Origin of the sequence: Cellvibrio sp. PSBB006, assembly GCF_002162135.1 — a bacterium.
Taxonomy (GTDB): Bacteria; Pseudomonadota; Gammaproteobacteria; order Pseudomonadales; family Cellvibrionaceae; genus Cellvibrio.
The window spans coordinates 4,501,504-4,519,725 of sequence record NZ_CP021382.1 but is presented as its reverse complement, the minus strand read 5'-3'; the positions used below and the strand labels follow the sequence as shown (position 1 = coordinate 4,519,725).

General features: G+C 45.8%; 13 protein-coding genes. 10 read left to right on the top strand and 3 right to left on the bottom strand.

Going from position 1 to position 18,222, the window contains the following annotated elements:
• Window positions 1-114: 114 nt before the first annotated feature.
• The 3 genes from CBR65_RS18840 to CBR65_RS18830 all read right to left on the bottom strand — a co-directional run bounded on the left by CBR65_RS18840 (window position 115) and on the right by CBR65_RS18830 (window position 5,343).
• Window positions 115-1,005 (bottom strand): DMT family transporter, encoded by an 891-nt coding sequence (locus CBR65_RS18840; RefSeq protein WP_087468282.1) that lies wholly within the window; start codon window positions 1,003-1,005, stop codon window positions 115-117.
• A 102-nt stretch (window positions 1,006-1,107) separates the two neighbouring features.
• Window positions 1,108-2,406, bottom strand: a complete 1,299-nt coding sequence (locus CBR65_RS18835) for a glycoside hydrolase family 27 protein (protein WP_087468281.1) — start codon at window positions 2,404-2,406, stop codon at window positions 1,108-1,110.
• Between the two features lie 141 nt (window positions 2,407-2,547).
• Window positions 2,548-5,343 carry a TonB-dependent receptor gene (locus tag CBR65_RS18830; RefSeq protein WP_157672153.1) on the bottom strand — a complete coding sequence of 932 codons (2,796 nt, stop codon included), beginning with the start codon at window positions 5,341-5,343 and terminating at the stop codon, window positions 2,548-2,550.
• Window positions 5,344-6,216: 873 nt separating this feature from the next.
• Here CBR65_RS18830 and CBR65_RS18825 point away from each other — a divergent pair.
• The 10 genes from CBR65_RS18825 to CBR65_RS18780 all read left to right on the top strand — a co-directional run bounded on the left by CBR65_RS18825 (window position 6,217) and on the right by CBR65_RS18780 (window position 18,184).
• The gene (locus tag CBR65_RS18825; protein WP_087468279.1) at window positions 6,217-8,217 is read left to right on the top strand and encodes a glycoside hydrolase family 11 protein; all 2,001 of its coding nucleotides are present in this window, start codon (window positions 6,217-6,219) and stop codon (window positions 8,215-8,217) included.
• A 441-nt stretch (window positions 8,218-8,658) separates the two neighbouring features.
• Window positions 8,659-8,955, top strand: a complete 297-nt coding sequence (locus tag CBR65_RS18820) for a 2Fe-2S iron-sulfur cluster-binding protein (RefSeq protein WP_087468278.1) — start codon at window positions 8,659-8,661, stop codon at window positions 8,953-8,955.
• Window positions 8,956-8,986: 31 nt separating this feature from the next.
• Window positions 8,987-9,745 (top strand): hypothetical protein, encoded by a 759-nt coding sequence (locus CBR65_RS18815; protein WP_087468277.1) that lies wholly within the window; start codon window positions 8,987-8,989, stop codon window positions 9,743-9,745.
• Between the two features lie 9 nt (window positions 9,746-9,754).
• Window positions 9,755-11,083, top strand: coding sequence for an acetyl-CoA carboxylase biotin carboxylase subunit family protein (locus tag CBR65_RS18810; RefSeq protein ID WP_087468276.1), 1,329 nt, complete (start codon window positions 9,755-9,757; stop codon window positions 11,081-11,083).
• A gap of 26 nt (window positions 11,084-11,109) precedes the next feature.
• Window positions 11,110-12,438 (top strand): acetyl-CoA carboxylase biotin carboxylase subunit family protein, encoded by a 1,329-nt coding sequence (locus tag CBR65_RS18805; RefSeq protein ID WP_087468275.1) that lies wholly within the window; start codon window positions 11,110-11,112, stop codon window positions 12,436-12,438.
• A gap of 10 nt (window positions 12,439-12,448) precedes the next feature.
• On the top strand, window positions 12,449-13,675 hold the full coding sequence (locus tag CBR65_RS18800; RefSeq protein ID WP_087468274.1) for an acetyl-CoA carboxylase biotin carboxylase subunit family protein: 1,227 nt from the start codon (window positions 12,449-12,451) through the stop codon (window positions 13,673-13,675).
• Between the two features lie 17 nt (window positions 13,676-13,692).
• Complete coding sequence (locus CBR65_RS18795; protein ID WP_087468273.1) at window positions 13,693-14,907, top strand: MFS transporter; 1,215 nt, start codon at window positions 13,693-13,695, stop codon at window positions 14,905-14,907.
• Window positions 14,908-14,918: 11 nt separating this feature from the next.
• A complete protein-coding gene (locus tag CBR65_RS18790) occupies window positions 14,919-16,049 on the top strand; it encodes an FAD-dependent oxidoreductase (protein ID WP_087468272.1) in 1,131 nt (376 codons plus the stop codon).
• Window positions 16,050-16,070: 21 nt separating this feature from the next.
• Window positions 16,071-16,967 (top strand): EamA family transporter, encoded by an 897-nt coding sequence (locus tag CBR65_RS18785; RefSeq protein WP_087468271.1) that lies wholly within the window; start codon window positions 16,071-16,073, stop codon window positions 16,965-16,967.
• A 128-nt stretch (window positions 16,968-17,095) separates the two neighbouring features.
• Complete coding sequence (locus tag CBR65_RS18780) at window positions 17,096-18,184, top strand: hypothetical protein (protein ID WP_157672152.1); 1,089 nt, start codon at window positions 17,096-17,098, stop codon at window positions 18,182-18,184.
• The last annotated feature ends 38 nt before the right edge of the window (window positions 18,185-18,222 follow it).

Here is an 18,222-nt window from a genome sequence, read left to right as displayed (position 1 = left end):
TCTTAGCCAGCAATCCCCAAAAAAAATCAAAAGCTCGCCGTGCAACGTAAAGCACGCTGCTGTCAGAATCGTTTGGAAAACTGAGTACTTAGTCGAAAGACATGTGATGTAAGGTTATGATTTTATCTCCCGCTCTTCCGGCTCAATGGCCAATAAGATCGCTGCGATAAATGCCAGCACGATGCCAACAATTTTTGTTGTATGGGGAACAGATCCCAAAAGGATCAAAGCAATGATTGATGTCATTAAGGGCGCGCCCGCATTGGTTAATGGCGAGACCACCATCGCCTTGCCATAGCGGAAAGCATAAACAAGACACAAGGCACCGATCGCGTTCAGGATTTGGATGGCCGCTGCCAGCCAGGGACCGTCAATCCCCCAATTAATCTCCTGCGAAAAATCCGTCATCAATAACGCCACCGGAATAAGCAACAAGGCGGTTACCGTCATATAAAAGAAGATACTCTCTGCATTCATTGATTCATTGGAAAGCTTCATAAAAAACGCCTGCAATCCCCAGGCGGCAAATACGCACAATGCCAAAATAAACCACACGACGCCGTAACCTGAGTCATCCGCTGTGCGGGAATAGTCGAACAATGGCAGAGCAATTAACGCGAGCACAATGCCAAGCGCACCCAGTTTTCCGGTGCGTTCTTTCAGCAGCAGAAATGACAAGGCGATGGTTAATACCGGCGATAAGGAAATAATGGGAAATATTAAATAAGATGGCCCCACGGTAATGGCATGAAACAGGAGCATCTGACCACCGGCGCCGAGAAAGCCGATAATGCATCCGTAGGTAATGGACTTTGCATCATATTGCAGTGACCAGTTAATCATCTTTAATGCCACTACTGCGGGCAGAATCATCGTCAAGGCCCAGACACAATAAATCAGGGTTTCAGGAAAACCGTTCGCCGCCGGCAGTCCTGCAAAGGCGCCCCAGAAGCCCCAGAACAGGGTGGTAACTAATGCATAAACTAACCAAGGTTTCGCTTTCATAAATAGATTCAACCGAATGTAAGGGTGCCTGATTGCGCTCGCCAATGACTCGTTGTGATTGGTTAGCTGACGGAAATGAGCATTCGCGTCAGCCTCATGTTATTACTGCCGATACAAACGAAGAACTTTTGCCTCATGGCCGATCACTTCGACCTGATAGGCTTGCTCGAAGATACCTTTGTCCTGGTGCTGCCATAAGTCCCGGATTTTTGCCTTGCTCCAGGAAAGCCCTAAAGCCTTACGCCAGTCAAATGCGTAATCAATCGTCGGGCTGCCGCGATTTAACAGCGCGACTGCCCAGCTTCCATCCGACAGGGGCTTGGCAAATACCTGCATCTCGCCATCGACCGCGACGCGGGCAGCCTGGATACCCAAAGCATCCTGGTTAAGCGCAATAACTTCTTTATTGGTTAGGGTTTGTAGGGTGTATTGATCCAGATCGCGCAGATCGGTGCCGGTTAATAGAGGAGACGAGAGAATTGACCACATACTGAAGTGGGTCCGGTATTCGATATTGGATGCGCCCGCGCCGACCAATTCCTTACTCTGGCCATTCAAACCAACAATCAGCATGTCGTAATCATTCCAATGACCAGGGCCGGTGTATTTTTCCAAACCGACACCGCGATCAATCATATCCAGTACGTCAAAGTAATAGCCTTCGCGGTTATCCGGATAATCAAAATCGTCGGAAATATCTTGCCCGATACGCCAATGATTAGCGCCGACCTCCTTACCCCACTGCCAGATATCCGCCCAGCCGCAATGGCACGCATGCAAGGCGACGGGTTGTTTTTGAGAAAGCAGTGCAGACGACATGTTGTAAAATATTTTTTGCATAACCGCGATGCTGGCATCCTTGTGGGAGCAGCAGCTATCGTATTTGAGATAGTCCACCCCCCAGTCAGCAAACATCTTCGCATCATCTTCCTCGTGCCCTAAGCTGCCGGTATAGCCAGCACAGGTTGTCTCACCCGGCCCGGAATAAATACCAAGTTTCATACCGTTTTTATGTGCATAGTCCGCGAGATATTTTATGCCGCGCGGAAATTTTTGCGGATCGTACTCCAGCGGGTGTTCAGATCGCTTGCCTTTATAACGCTGCCAGCCATCATCCAGATTAACGTAAATGTACCCGGCATCGCGCATACCATTCTTCACCATAGCATCAATGGTCTGAATAATAAGCGCCTCATTAATTTCTACACCAAAATTGTTCCAGCTACTCCAGCCCATCGGCGGTGTCATCAGCAGGTCGTTAGACAGTGGCGGGCGGCCATCCATCAGTGGGGCGGAAGCCTTTTGCAAAGGCGCGGGTTTAGTGCTATCTGCCATGCCAGTATGTACAAAAAATACCAGAGCAGATAAAAGCATGCCGATACTGAATTTATAACTGTTCATTTAATTAACCCCACCATTTATCCGCCGCATTATTCTGGTTAGTCTTTTTTAGCAAACATTGTATAAACATTGAAAAAATGCGCGGCTATCGACAGAGCCGTTATAAACCGGGTGTCGATAGCACACGCTACTTCACGCTACCTAAAATGAGTAGTTAATACCCGCATAGTAACTGCGTCCGTAAACCTCGTAGCTCATGGGCACATCTTTTCTGCCGGCGTAAGCTTTGTAGCTTTCGCTAAGCAGGTTATTTCCTTCAATATAAATGCCCAGCGAATCTGTCAGGTCATAATGTATCGACGCCGACAGCCAGGTCATGGGTTCGGATTTGGCAGCCACGCCCGGACCACCGATTACGGTTTCATTGGCAACGGTGACCTTACCACTGTAATCCGCAGAGACCTGCGCACTTAACTTGTTTTTCTCGTAAATCACCGACAAAGAATATGAGTCGCGAGCGATGCCTTCCAGGTCACCTACATCTTCGCCTTCTACGATGGATTCCGTATCCGTGTAGGTGTAGTTGGCCACGATACCGATACCGTTGCTGAAGAAGTGCTGCATCCCCAACTCCAGGCCCAATACTTTCGCTTTATCACCATTGAGCACCGTTTCTGTTACAAAGCCATCGGGAATTAATTCGGGATCGAACTCACCCGTCACGATAGATTCAGCGGGCACATCAGTTTCCAGCTTGGTGGTAATAAAGCCGTCGATATCTTTCCAGAACACCACGCCGGTTAAGGCTGACTCATCCGAGTAATACCATTCCAGACCAATGTCGGCCTGATCAGCTTCAATCGGGTCGAGATAAGGGCTGCCCTGATGACCGATGTAGAAATAGCCATCACGCGGGCCCGCGTCATCCACAATAAACGAGAGCTGATCAAGCGAGGGGCGCGCCATCACTTGTGCGGCTGATACGCGCAACAAAAGATCGTCGGTAATTTCATAACCCAGGTTCATGGACGGCAGCACTTTCGTGTAGTCACTGGAGGCTGACATCGGGCGCGGATCAGAATAGGTTACGGACATATCAGAGATGGCTGCTTCACCATCGCCGTATTCGGCAACAGAAACAATATCGCGCACCGCACCGGTTGAAGATACATCGGTGGTCACCACGCGTAAGCCGAGGTTTCCGAACCAGTTATCGCCACGGAAATTCGCTTGCAGGTAAGCGGCCAGCGTTTCCTCTTGCACGTTATAAGACTGCACCGCATTGGGTTTAACCTCTAACAGCGATGAATCGTAAGGCACGCCGTTAAGCGGGTTTTCACCGGTGCCGTCTACCGCCTTCAATGCCTCGATATAAGCCGGGATATCAAATACCGCAAAGCTGCGAGGGAAATCGCCGCTCACACCATCAAAGAAATTATCAATCGGGAACGGACGAACTACATTGGCACCGACCGAGCCAAAAGTGAAGGGGTAATTACAGTACAAACACAGACTGGTTTCGTTATCAATTTTGATACGGTCTTTTTGGCGATCTGTGTATTGCACACCAAAATCCAGCGATTCAATAACACCGCCGTTATCAATAACAAAGGCACCATCGAAGGAAGCGCCCAACACTTCATCAACAATATCGGTGCCGCCGTATTCAATGTAGTGCACACCATAATCGTCGTTATTGGCTTCTTCAAACGTGCGACCATCAGCGGCACTGTCAAGGATGATATCGATATCAGGCAGGCCATTGCCATTCAATGTGAAGCGACCGAAATTACCGCTGCCGTTTTCCTGATCACCTTTAATACCGGCCACCACGAAATTATCCTTACCGCCCGCATCGCGTTCTGATTTCGACCAATACACATCGGCATTTAACGTCAGGTTATCCGTCGCTTTGAATTCGGTATTCCAACCTAATTGATAGGTATCTACCACCCGCTCTTCCGTTTGGGTCACCACTTCCGGTACAAAATTATCGTAAGCCACGCTGGTAATTAAATTGGCTTCTTCGTCGTAGACAATATCGCTACCACGGGTATCGATATCGCCCAGATAAAATGATTGGGTATAACCTTGGGCAGGAGAGTCCAACCGTGTTGCAATCGCGTCAAAGGTCATCTCCAGGCGATCGTTCGGGCGATACTGGAATGAACCGGTAAGACCCGTTCGCTCACGCTGCTCCAGGTAAACAGCATTCGCAAAAAATTCGACAAACTTGACGCCCTCTCGCTGTACACCGTCAATCTCCATATCCAGCCAATCGCCGATGGAAACTTCGGTAACCGAATCTGTGCGCATATCTTCAGAGGAGCGCGTTATACCGAGCAAATAGCCCATGGTTTCGTCGGCAAAGGTATTACTGATCACACCGGAAAACTTGTAACCATTTTCTTCCGATAGATCGTTATAGCTGCCCTGCACACTGGCAGAGCCATGGAAACCCGGATTATCGAATGGTCGCGCGGAACGCAAATTAACAGAGCCACCAATACTACCTTCCGGATTTTTGGCAACCGGCGATTTAAGTACATCGGCACCGCCAATCATTTCCGAGGGCAACACATCAAAAGCAAAATCCCGCCCGTCATCATCTGTGGCAAGGATGCGATTATTCAAGGTGACAATACTGAAGTCCGGACCCAGGCCGCGAATATTGACATACTGGCCTTCCCCACCGCGGGTACGTTGCACGGTGACACCGGCGATATGTGATAGCGAGTCCGCCACGTTTGCATCGGGAAATTTACCCAACTCTTCCGCCGAAATAGAATCAATGACAGCGTTAGCGTTGCGCTTTCTATCCAGCGATTTAATCAAACTGCTGCGCTTACCCATGACGACGACTTCTTCTATAGCCCCATCCATGTCATTGCTATCTGCACCCAATTGCGCCTGGGCAAGCGGCGCAAACTGAACAGCCGCCAATACTGCCAAGGAAAGCGCGGACCGCTTAAATGCCGGACTGTATTTTCTAGACATGAACCTCATCCTCTTTTCATAAATGCTAAATATGTTTTTCTATTCATGGAGCCAGCCGTTTGGATGGAACCCGCAAACCGCAGACCATCGGAAGCTACGCTGTCGTGATGAAAACAGAGAATGAAGCACTTTGAAACATGTGTCAACCATAAAATCGCAACATAACGAAACAAAAGAAAACTAAAACCTGTATTAACCTTGAAATAGCACCTATAGAAACTTCCATCTCCCGCGTAAGGGATTATTTTTCAATAACTTAAAGCGAAAATGATGCCAAAGAGTCGTGTTTGGCGGAACGATTAAATTGAGAAAACCTGGCAGGTGTACGCCCTTGGAAAACGAAACTTATCATCTAGAAAGTTTCGTTTTACTATCGAGCGTGCGCTGGGAGGAAAAAGAGCGGTAAGCGAGTTAGTCGCTGCAAACAATTATTGCGCTCTGCGGGAGTAGACCCTGGATGTATATATAACGGACGTATGTTTAAAAAATTGCAGGAGGAGCAATTAAATTATTGATGAAAGCATTTTCAAAAAATAGACAAAATCAATCCAACTTTGCACTGTTGATATTTGCAAATTCCGCCTGAGGTAAAGAAGTTAAATTAAAAAAACAACCGACAATTACCGCTTTCAAGCAACATATCTTCATATCCAAAACCCACATATAGTTTATTTGACAATATACATATGGTTTTATTGACAATAAATCTCCAGCCCTTATAAATAGCGCTCTTCAGGACGCGGCAAGGCCTTAACAATAATCGTGGCGCCTGAAATAACAGCACCTGTTTGCAATGAGCAGGATGAGCTACCAACAACCTCTTCTCCTCTATGGGCGGCATTGGTTGAGAGGGCAACAGCATGGAGATCAATAATGAAATTACTCACCGGCAAAAAACTGGCGACGGCATTCGCATGTGCCCTCGCCTTTGGCATCACCACCACCAATGCACAAACCTTAACGTCAAACCAGACAGGCACCCACAACGGTTTTTATTATTCCTTCTGGAAAGATTCCGGCGATGCGTCGTTCGGGTTGCTCGCAGGCGGCCGTTACACCTCCCAGTGGTCCAACAGCACCAACAACTGGGTCGGCGGTAAGGGCTGGAATCCCGGCGGACCGAAAGTGGTGAATTATTCCGGCAGCTATAACGTCGATAATTCCCAAAATTCCTATCTCGCTTTATACGGCTGGACGCGCAATCCGTTGATTGAGTATTACGTGATTGAAAGCTACGGTTCCTATAATCCAGCGAACTGTTCTGGTGGACAAAACTATGGCAGTTTTCAGAGCGATGGGGCGACTTACAATGTGCGTCGCTGCCAGCGGGTTAACCAGCCATCCATCGAAGGCAACAGCAGCACCTTCTATCAATACTTCAGCGTAAGAACACCCAAGAAAGGTTTCGGTAATATCTCGGGCACTATCACCGTGGCGAACCATTTTAATTACTGGGCCAGTCAGGGCTTGAACCTGGGCAATCACGATTACATGGTGTTGGCGACAGAAGGCTACCAAAGCCGTGGCAGTTCCGACATCACGGTCAGCGAAGGCACTGGCGGTGGTAACAACGGTGGTGGCAATAGCAGTAGCAGCTCCGGCAACAGCAGCAGTGCCGGTAATGGCGGTGGCACTAGCGGCGGTATTACGGTGCGTGCACGCGGCACCAACGGCGATGAACGTATCAGCTTGCGTGTCGGTGGTTCAGCGGTGGCCAGTTGGACCTTGACCACCAGCAATCAGAATTACACCTACACTGGCGGTGCATCTGGAGATATCCAGGTGGAATTTACCAACGATGGTACTAACCGTGATGTGATCCTGGATTACATTCAGGTGAATGGCGAAACCCGCCAAGCGGAAGATATGGAGTACAACACCGCGACCTACGGTAATAACCAATGTGGTGGTGGTTCCTATTCGCAAACCATGCATTGCAGCGGTGTAATTGGTTTTGGTTTCACCTACGATTGTTTCAGCGGTAATTGCAGTGGTGGTAATACCGGTGGCAATAGCAGCAGTTCCACCAGCTCATCCGGGGGTAATAATGGCGGCAACAATGGCGGCAACACCAACTGCAGCGGTTATGTCGGCATCACGTTTGATGATGGTCCCAATTCCAATACGTCAACACTGATCAATTTGTTGAATCAAAATAGTCTCACACCGGTTACCTGGTTCAGTCAGGGTAATTATGTTGCAAGCAATTCATCGTTGGTTACACAAATGCGTGCTGTCGGTGAAGTGCAAAACCACAGCTATACCCATCCGCAAATGGGCAGCTACAGCTATCAGCAGGTTTACGATGAACTGAATCGTACCAACCAGGCCATTCAAAACGCCGGCGCCCCCAAGCCCACCCTGTTCCGTCCGCCTTACGGCACGGTGAACCCTACAATCCAACAAGCGGCCCAGGCACTTGGTTTGCGCGTTATTACGTGGGATGTGGATTCACAGGATTGGAATGGTGCAAGCGCCAGTGCAATTGCAAATGCTGCGAATCAATTACAGAACGGCCAGGTTATTTTGATGCACGATGCCAACTACGCCAACACCAATGCAGCCATTCCACAAATTGCCGCTAATTTGCGCGCTAAAGGTTTGTGTCCCGGTCGCATTGATCCCAATACCGGTCGTGCAGTAGCGCCTTCGGGTTCAGGCGGCGGTAATAATGGTGGCGGAAATAGCAGCAGTAGCAGTAGTAGCACCGGTGGCAATAACGGCGGCACTAACTGTCAATGTAATTGGTATGGCACGCTGTATCCCACCTGTCAGATTCAGACCAGCGGCTGGGGTTGGGAAAATTCCCGTAGTTGTATCAGCACCAGTACTTGTAACAGCCAAAACGGTGCAGGAGGCGTAGTTTGTAATTAAGTATTGTTGCATTAATGCTATGCGAAATGGTAAAGCGCAGATTATCCATGCGCTTTACCATTATCCCCTCCTAAAAATTTCCAACAACATTTCCCTCCGACTAATAGATCTTGCAACTGAACTTATTATTAACGATTAGCAAAAAAATAGTGGCGCAATTAGTTGCAGAATTACAATCCCATCTATTTTAATGAGCATGTTAAAAATTAATGCTTAATAAAACTTCCCAATCCATCGTCTCCCTTGCACACCGCCTCGAAGATTAATGTGCCATCCCATCAACAATAAATACCTGCAAACAAAATCAATCTATCATTTCAATATTTTTTAGAATTTATTATTAATTAACTTCACACGTTTGTAATAGTTTTTATGAGAAGGTACGCATCCGCAGACGGACAGTAAGAAAATTTTAAATCAGTTAAAAGCTTAAGGAAAATCATGCCAATAGATTTGTGTTCTGTAGAAATTATAGATACGCAGGAAAAAATTGAACTCCCTATCAATACCAATCTAACTGCGCTTGAAGAAATGGGCATTGATGCAATTCCCTTTAGCTGTCGTGCCGGTTGCTGTGGATCTTGCGCAATTGAAATAACACAAGGTATTGAAAATCTAGACCCACCGAACCCTGAGGAAAAAGATTTCCTTGCCTGCCTTGGCTACCAAAGCGATGAATACAGGCTCGCTTGCCAGTGCAACCTGTTCGGATCTATTTCATTAAAAAAAGCCGTTTAAAATCAACAATCCATACATAAGGAGATAAACCATGAGCAACAGATGCATTAACACCGGGCTTGGCCGAGACAAGCCATTTCTAAATCCGACTCAATCCGCGGTATTACGCGAAGAGATTAACAACATTATTGATAAACAGATAAAAGAATGGCAGGCCACAGTTCCCGGCACTGATCAGCATAAACGCAAGGATGATTTCAATTTAGAATATTACCAACGCGGTTTGGCAGAAACTGCTTTGCGCATTAGATTACTGCGCGTGGTAGAGTCCAAAGCGATTGCTGAAATTGCAAAAATTAGTCCTGAAGCGGCACAGATATGGGCCGACTACGAACGGGACGAGATGCTGCATGATGAAATGTTCATTCAAGACCTGATCAAATCTGGATTTACCCGCGAACAATTTCTAGAAGTCGAACCGACACTTTCTACTAAAATGCTGGTGGGTTTCTTCTCCTACTTACTGGATCATGAAGGGCCGTTGGGGGTAGTTGCCTACTCTTATCTTGTTGAGTATTGCAACGTAAAACTGGAACCGGAAAAGCTCGCAGGACTAAAAGAGATTCTGGGGGAGGATATGATCGCGGGTCAAATCGCTCATGCCCATACAGATGTCAACCACGATCATCCCGCTATGGTGTGGTCATGTTTGCGTTATCTGATTCGTAGCGAAAGCGATGTTGTCAACTTGAAGGTCTATCTAAAGGAGTTCCAGAAAATACTTGCTATGTTTTTTGTGGAGATGAACAAAGAGTTCTCCGTTGAATTAAATACAAGTAAAGCCGCATAAGGAAATATCATGAAAAAAGATGGCGTTCTCATTCTCAGTCATTGTGGTTATTCATTTGTAGACCAGATTGTTCCATTGGTAAGAGATGAAAATCTAAGTGCGTACGTACTATCCTCGCACCCCGATTTTGGCCATGAACATCGAGTACAGGCATTAAAGGACCTTGCCGATTGGGCGAGCATTATCGACACCCATGAACTCGAATGGCACGACATTGAGAGCGCCATAGATTCCCTGCAACAACAAGGAATTAAAATAAATGCCTGTATCACAGTGTGGGAAGGTTACCGACCCTTGATGGCCATGGCCAATCAGGCACTGGGTATACGAGACCTACTCCCCGGGAAGGTAGAAGAGCTTACAGATAAGCTATTTTTAAGGCAGCAACTTTGTGCAAATGGCCTAAGCAAAGCTATTGCTGAACCATTATCCAGGCAGCTGTTGATGCAATATCAGCATGAGAATGCCCAGAAGTTCATTAAACCTCGCAAGGGAATTGCATCCGTTGGAACCTTTCGTCTTACCAAAAATACCAACTGGGAAGACATCAAGCTAATAGAAAAGGAATGCCAGATGGATACCGTATACCGTTCTATCTTTGATAAAGAAGACAACTTCATTATCGAAGATTTGATTAATGGTATTGAAGCAAGTTTTGAAATCCTCGTTGTCGACGGATTAGTGTACACCATCGCAGTTCATGAGAAAGTAGAAACCTCGTCCAAAGAAATGACAACACTTGAAAATGCTTGTGTATGCCCACCAATAAATATCTCTGAGAACGTTGTACAACAAGGAATCGCATGGCTAAAGGAGGTATTTTCCAACTTGAAAATAAATTATGGCTGTTTCCATGTTGAGGCAAAGTATAACGAATGCTGGGAACTGATTGAGATTAATCCGCGCGTAGGTGGATCGCTTATTTCTTCCAGTGTAGAGCATTTCACTGGTGGTGACTCAATGCTGAAGTTGTGGCTGCAAACGCTGTTAATTACATCAGCCAATAGTGAAATGCTTATCGACCATCTAAAACGCCTCGACATCGCTGATCAAGGCACCTCCCCCTCTAATCGATCAACTTTCTTTAGGGTCTACTTTGGCGAAGCGGGTATTGTTGCAGATGTTAAACAAGCAGCCATAACTCCGGCCCCGTTGATATGTCAAATCCTCATTAAGCCCGGCACAAAATTTATTTCGGAGACGAAAGAAAATTTTGTTGGTCAAGCTCTGTGGGGTGACTCACTGGAACATATGACTCGGAATTACAAGCCGTTATTAACCAATTCAAGAGATCTTCTAAACATAACTTATACGCTAGCCAACCAAGGCGCAGCCTGACTTGTATATTATGCCAGGGAATAGATATGAGAAATCAAATGCACGCATTGTTAATCATCGATTATAACTTATCCAGAATTGAGGATGTGAAAGCCATCAGGCAATATGTCAGTGATCAATATGAAATGGCCTTGATATTAATAAGACCAAAACCTGATAAGGCAGATTTTATCGTTGCTGATCAAGTAATTGACCTGAATCCACTTCATCGGAATTTCGTGACCGATGCATTAAGCCAACTCAAGAATCTTCCTTACACTATTTGTGCTGGTCTGGTGTTCTCCGATAACGCCGTACACAATGGTGCAGCTCTACTGGAGGCACTTGATCTTTATACTGACTCAGCCACCCTCGCACATAACGCGTTTTGCAAATTCGAATACCGTGAGCAGGAACAGAAAATAAGGTCTTTACTGGAGGCACAAAAGCTTTTTGTTCCTAACTACCAGGAAATAAACGATGCCATAACACTTCAGGGGTTCATTGATAAAAATCCACAAGGTATCGTAATAAAGCCAAAACAAGAGGGTAACAATCGCGGTGTTATTGTGTTGCAAAATCCTGATGAAATTGAACGCAATAAAGCATTGGCAGAGGTAGACATATATATGAGTGCTGGCGTTATAGCTGAGCAGCTCATTCCCTACAGCTGTGAGTACTCGTTTGACGGTATTGGTGGACATCACTTTATCACTGAAAAATTTTCTATTCGTGGTCGTTATCCGGTAGAAATAGGACAACTGGTTCCTGCAGCAATAACGCCCTCTCGTGCATCCGCCATTATTAATGCTGGTCGCCTTGCAAATTTGATTGTCGGACAATCTAAAGGCGCATTTCACAATGAAATTCTGGTAAGCGACAACAACGAGTATGCTGCAGTAGTTGAAGCAAACCGCCGCCCCGCAGGCATGAAAATATGGACATTAGCCAGCCTTGTTTTCCAGCAAAATCTCTATGCAAGATGGGTTGATTCCGTTATTGCTCCTGACATACAGCCACCACCACTTATTCCCTGCGGAAGTGCAATGACGATCATGCTTCCGCCCGTAACGCCCATGCTCGCTGGATTCATTTTAAATAACCTTGAATTCTTGATTGAAGATTTAAAGGTAGATTTCAAGTCGCACTATCCCGATGTGTTCACAACAATTGAATGGGTCCATTGCGATGCTATAGCCTCCGAAAGTAAGTTTCTACATTTTCCACCCAGAGATAACAGCGATTTCATCGCCGCCTTGGTTATTTACTCCTCGTTGGCAGCTGCTGAGATAAAGCCTTACTTTGAAATAATTCGCTCGCTCTGGTGTCAGGTATTGGACCGCTTCCTGCAGCAATCCGAACAGCGTTTAGCCTAGGAGGGTAATCATGAATATCCTTATTCTGCATCGCATACCTTATCAAAAGATCAATTATCACCGCGGTATTGATCACACTCGTCACCAGGTGTATTACTTGGGCACTGAAAAATCATTATCAACTATCCCCGAGGATCTTCCCTGCATCCAGTGGCCCAGACCAGGGAAGTTGGCCACCTATCTGGAAGCTATTTTTGCTATTGATGAATACAAAATTCGTTTTGATCTGGTAATTTCATTGTCCGAATATGAGTTGTTAGACGCTGCGAGAATTCGCGAAACTTACAAGATACCTGGTGCTTCGGTCGCTGATGTTACCAAGGTGCGCGACAAGCTGATTATGAAAAAATGTGTCGCAGATGCTGGGCTGGCAGTACCCAAAAATATGTCCTTAGCGGCGTTTTTAGAACAGCCGCAGCTTTTGTCTGGAACCATAGTACTAAAACCAGTAGATGGTGCTTCCAGCGAAAACGTGCAAGTTTATAATTCACCTTCACATCTCGTAGCCGCCTGTGAAGCCTGTACCACGGGGATTCCTGTGGTGGATAACAAGACCTATACAGGTTTTCAAGTAGAAGAGTTTATTACTGGCGACATACTGCATTTTGACGGACTCGTCATTGATGGACAGCTAAAACTTGTATTGGCAAGCCGTTACCTGGGGACCTGCCTCGCTTATGCTATCGGAAACCCACTTGGCTCATATCAACTTGAAACTACCAATGATCACAAAGCCTGGGTTGCGCAAGTTTTAAAAGCCACCAGCCTGTTCAATGGCAGTTTTCATGTTGAAGCTATTCAAAACCGAAACGAATTGGTATTTCTGGAACTTGCCAATCGCGTGGGCGGAGCCGATGTGGTCGATGCAGTAGAACATGCTACTGGTATCCATATGCCCTCTGTTGAGCTGCAGATTTATTTAGGCAACAGGCCGGACCTGGTTATCAAAGAAAACAACACCAAATTTGGTTGGTTTGTTTTTCCCGGCCATCATCTTCCCGATGACTTTTGTCAAATCAAGGGAGAGGATGTATTTCGACACCATTCGCAGGTCGTGCGCTGGAATCAGTTACCCCCTAACACACCATTAACTAAACATATTACTTACCAGGCCAATGAAGTTCCTATAGCAGGGCTCATAAAAGGCGAGAGCAGCAATGAAGTTAGAGAATTTATGCAATCTCTATTCTCAGACATCAAGGTTGACGGTATCACTCCACTAACCCTAATTAATTAATTATACCTGGAACCAATGTGAACAACCTTACTATTCAACGCTTATTTGTTGCCAGGTTCCTAGCCGCGTTAGCGGATCAAATCATGTTATTTGCAGTGCCCGTTATTGTTTATTCACAAACAAAATCTGTCGCGCTATCGGGATTAGCTTTTTTTATTGAGTGGCTGCCAAGAGTAATTTCCTTACCACTAGCGGGCTCGTTAAGCGATCGACTAGGCTCCCGTCGCATCTATCTGGGAGCGGACGCTATTCGCGCCTTTTCCTGCCTGATAGCGTTCGGCCTGATCTATCTCTTTCACACTGGCTACTTTGTAACGCTGACTATTTTTATGGCCATAAGCGCTTTCTTCTACGCGCAGTCCTATATTTCTTTGGAATCACTTATTCCTAAAATAGTGAGTGCGCAGGAACTACCCAAAGCTCAAAGCAAATTACAAGCCATGGAACAAAGTGCAATGATTTTTGGCCCGGCATTGGGAGCAACGATGCTAGCGATATACGAGCCTCTATACGTTTTATTACTTGTTGGGTCACTCTATAGCTTGGCTTTTAGTGGAGTTCTATTATTGAAAATCCCAAATTCTGCTTTGGCTAAAAGAGAGCGTGGAAAGCTGATAACCCAACTTTCTTCAGACATGATAAAGGCCTGGCGCATTATTAGAATCCGTCCAAACCTCATATTACTCACGCTGCTCAGCATTAGCATTAATCTTATTTTTGGGGTGGCATTAGCAACTGCTGCTGCAATAACAACAGGCTATTTTGAACGCTCTACTACTGAATTCGGTATGCTGCAGACAATCACAGGTATTTTTACAATCACATGCCTGCTTGCCGTCCCTATACTTTTAAGGCGGACCACACCTTTTCATCTCGGTATATTCGCGTATATAGCGGTTGTTCTATGCGGCTTGATTATCAGTGGATCAAATAACTATTGGCTCTATCTGATTTGCTATATGGCGATCCTCGGTATTGGTGGCTGGTTCAATATTTTTATTCGGACCGAACGTATATTATGGATTCCAAAACGCCACCTCGGGAAAACCATTGGACTTATCGTTTTTTTCAATCAATTAACCTTACCCTTATCAGGCCTGATGGTTAGTTTTACAGCCAGCGAAGCTGAGGCAAAAGTATTATTTGGCGTACTTGCGTTATCCGCCCTAGCCGTACTCGCAGTCACCTTTCATAAACTGAAGTCATCTTCACGCATATTAAACTATGCATAAGGCAACAACGCATGAACATAGTCATTATCGGCGCAGGTATAGCTGCATTTTCTGTTGTTCAGTCATTGAGACGACTTAATGCAAACTACAAGATCTCTGTTATAACCGCCTGCAATGCTGATCAATATTACAAGCCCAATTTGTCGCAAGCGTTGAGTTGCAAAATTCCATTGGAAAAATTAACTACCGCCAAAGCGGAAGAATGGACCAAAAAGTATGACGTTACGCTTTTCTCGAAGCAAAACGTCAGTGCTATTGACGTAGGCAGCCAAATCGTTTACTTCGCAGACTCCAAAGTGGCTTATGATAAGCTTGTACTAGCAACAGGCGCTGGGCCTGTGGATATTCCGGGCTGTGTTAGCAATGAAATATTTCATTTAAATTCCTTGCAATCCTACAAACAACTACATGCAGCTTTGGCGCAAAACCAAAAGGCAACTATCATCGGGGCAGGTCTAGTTGGTTGCGAGTTAGCGAGTGATCTGGCGAGATCCGAATACCAAGCGCATTTACTTTACCCGCAAGATGAACCGTTAATGAAATTATTTCCTGAAGCGCTTTGCAGATATGTCAAATGCGCACTCGAAGCAGCGGGCGTTATATGCAGTTCAAACCGAAAGGTAATAAGAATAGATATCTCAAACTCGCAAAAAACTCTGCAATTTTCGGATGGAAGCTCTTTAAACTCTTCTGTTGTGGTCAATTGCGCCGGATTGAGGCCTGGCACACAACTGGCAAAAAGTGCCGGACTGGCTGTCAATAACGGCATTGTTACTGATTCTTACTTGCAAACCAGTCACCGTAATATTTTTGCAATTGGTGACTGCGCAGAGATCAATGGTGCATTACATCAATACATAGCACCTATAATACAATCGGCACGAGCCTTGGCATCCACACTATGTGGAGTACCTGTTGATGTTTCCTTGGGTAATTATCCAGTGGCGGTAAAAATCCAACAAATGCCGTTGCTATTTACTATGAAAGATAAGGCCGTTGAATGGGTAACGGAAGAAATTGACCAAGGCATGATAGCCAAAGGGCTGAATTCCCAGGGGCAATTGGCAGCTTACGCACTAGCTGGTAAAGCACAACAATATCGCAGCCAGCTATCTGCTGAAATTGTCAATCAGAGCTGTTAAACGAAATTAACCAAGTATCCTATGCATCCCAAAGATCTCTTACTGGCAGTACTTGTTACGGCAATCTGGGGCATTAATTTCTCCTTGATTAAATTAGGTTTGGTGTCACTTGATCCATTTACGCTGGCCGCCTTTCGATTCCTGTTATGCGCAATTCCTCTGGTTTTTTTCGTGGAAAAGCCAGATGTGAGTTTGATGTATATTGCCACTTACGGTTTCATATTCGGTGTCGGCTTGTGGGGAATCGTTTCACTGGGTATCTATTTTGGTATATCAGCAGGCGTTGCGTCCCTGGTGCTGCAATTCAGTGCTTTCTTGACAGTATTGCTGGGATTTCTGTTGCTCAACGAAAAAATCTCCCGATTTAAAAAGTGGGGAAGTGCGCTTGCACTCGCTGGCCTGGTATTAATTATTACTATTACCGATGGTTCCGTTACCTATATAGGATTGGCTCTTGTTCTGTTCGGCGCACTCAGCTGGAGCCTAGCCAATATTATCGTTAAGAAATCCGGAACAAAGAAAATGTTCGCCTTTTTAGTCTGGTCGAGCGTTTTTTCACCGATACCGTTATTTTTATTGGGTTCCATGACTCAAGATGAAAACTATTTTTCCAACCTGTTGCTGCAACTGGATCGAAATGCGATCTATTCCATTCTGTTTCAGGTTTACCCCACAACTCTATTTGGATACTGGGTATGGAATTCACTTTTAAAGAAATATCCGGCCTCTACAGTTGCACCACTTTCGTTATTGGTGCCTATATTTGGTTTGATTGGCTCGTCCGTGCTATTGGATGAAGCTATGGGAACAAAAAAAATCCTCGCTAGCATACTCATTATCAGCGGCCTGACAATCAGCGTTCTTGGTGAACGGCTGTATCAATCATATCGATCAGTAAACTCCAGACCTGCAAGATAATCAGCAATTGAGCAAATCTGCTGCCACGTTACATCTATATTCCCGTCACAATATCGTCATTCTGCGTAAATATTTGCTCCGTATCATCAGCTTTCCTTATCTCCTAACACTTACAAAAGGAACGCACCGTGTCATATATACACAAGATATTGGCAATGTTATTGATGTTTATTACCGCTCACGCAAGCGCAGATTTTTATGCCGACCTGGCTTTTCATCATGCCCCCATTCATTATCAGGATACTGACAGTACAAACTATCCGGCGGAATATATTACCGCCATTGATTATGACTCGGATTGGGTTTCGAATAACAACTGGGACAATCTCGGTGACGGCTTGTGGCCAGCCACCGTTTATTATTCGGTGGTAGAAAGCTGTTCGCATTATTTTATTACCTATGCTTTTTTTCATCCGCGCGATTGGGTGGATACGCCGTTTGATGGTGAGCATGAAAATGACCTGGAAGGCGCGCTGTTTGTGGTGCGCAAGAACGGCAGTACCTACGGTGCCATGGAAGGAATGATCACGGTATTCCATAGCGACTTTTATTCCTTTGTGCCTAACGGCAGTCCGTTAACCAACGGCCATGAAAATATTGATGGCAGCGTTACCTTTACGTTTTATGAGGGCTCAAATCGTGCGCGCACGGCGCAGGAGGCAAAAGGTCACGGATTAAAAGCCTGGCCTTATATCAACAACTTCACCGGTGCGAGCAACCAGGACGGCGTAATTTATTACCCAAGCCGCGGTACTGGTGAGACACCTTCATCGGGTAATGATCGGTCGGTGAAATATCAACTGGTAAATATCTTTACGCCCAATGGTTTCTGGCAACAGGCCCTGCATGAAGCAAGCATGAGCAGTGCCATGTCGAGCACCTTTCATGCGTGGGGAACCTTTAAAGGAAATAACAGCGGTGGTTGCGGTGGTGGTGCGATCTTCGCATCGTGCAACAGTAATTCGGCGAATGCGCCCTGGGGTTGGAACGATGGTAATGACGGTGCCAGTTATCGTGGTGAGTTTGCGTTGCATCCGACTAACCTGGTTGATCATTATTTCAATGGCGTGGGTAATTTCAGCCATCAATACATCAATAACCGCTATGCACAGGATTTGCAAAATGCGGGCTTCAACTCTTCCTACAAGCCACAAGGCTGGAGTGATAGCCTGGATCTAAATTCACTCTATAACCGTCTGACGCATTCCTGTCAGTAGGCGATCCATGCTTCAAGGGTGCATCGACTATTCGATGT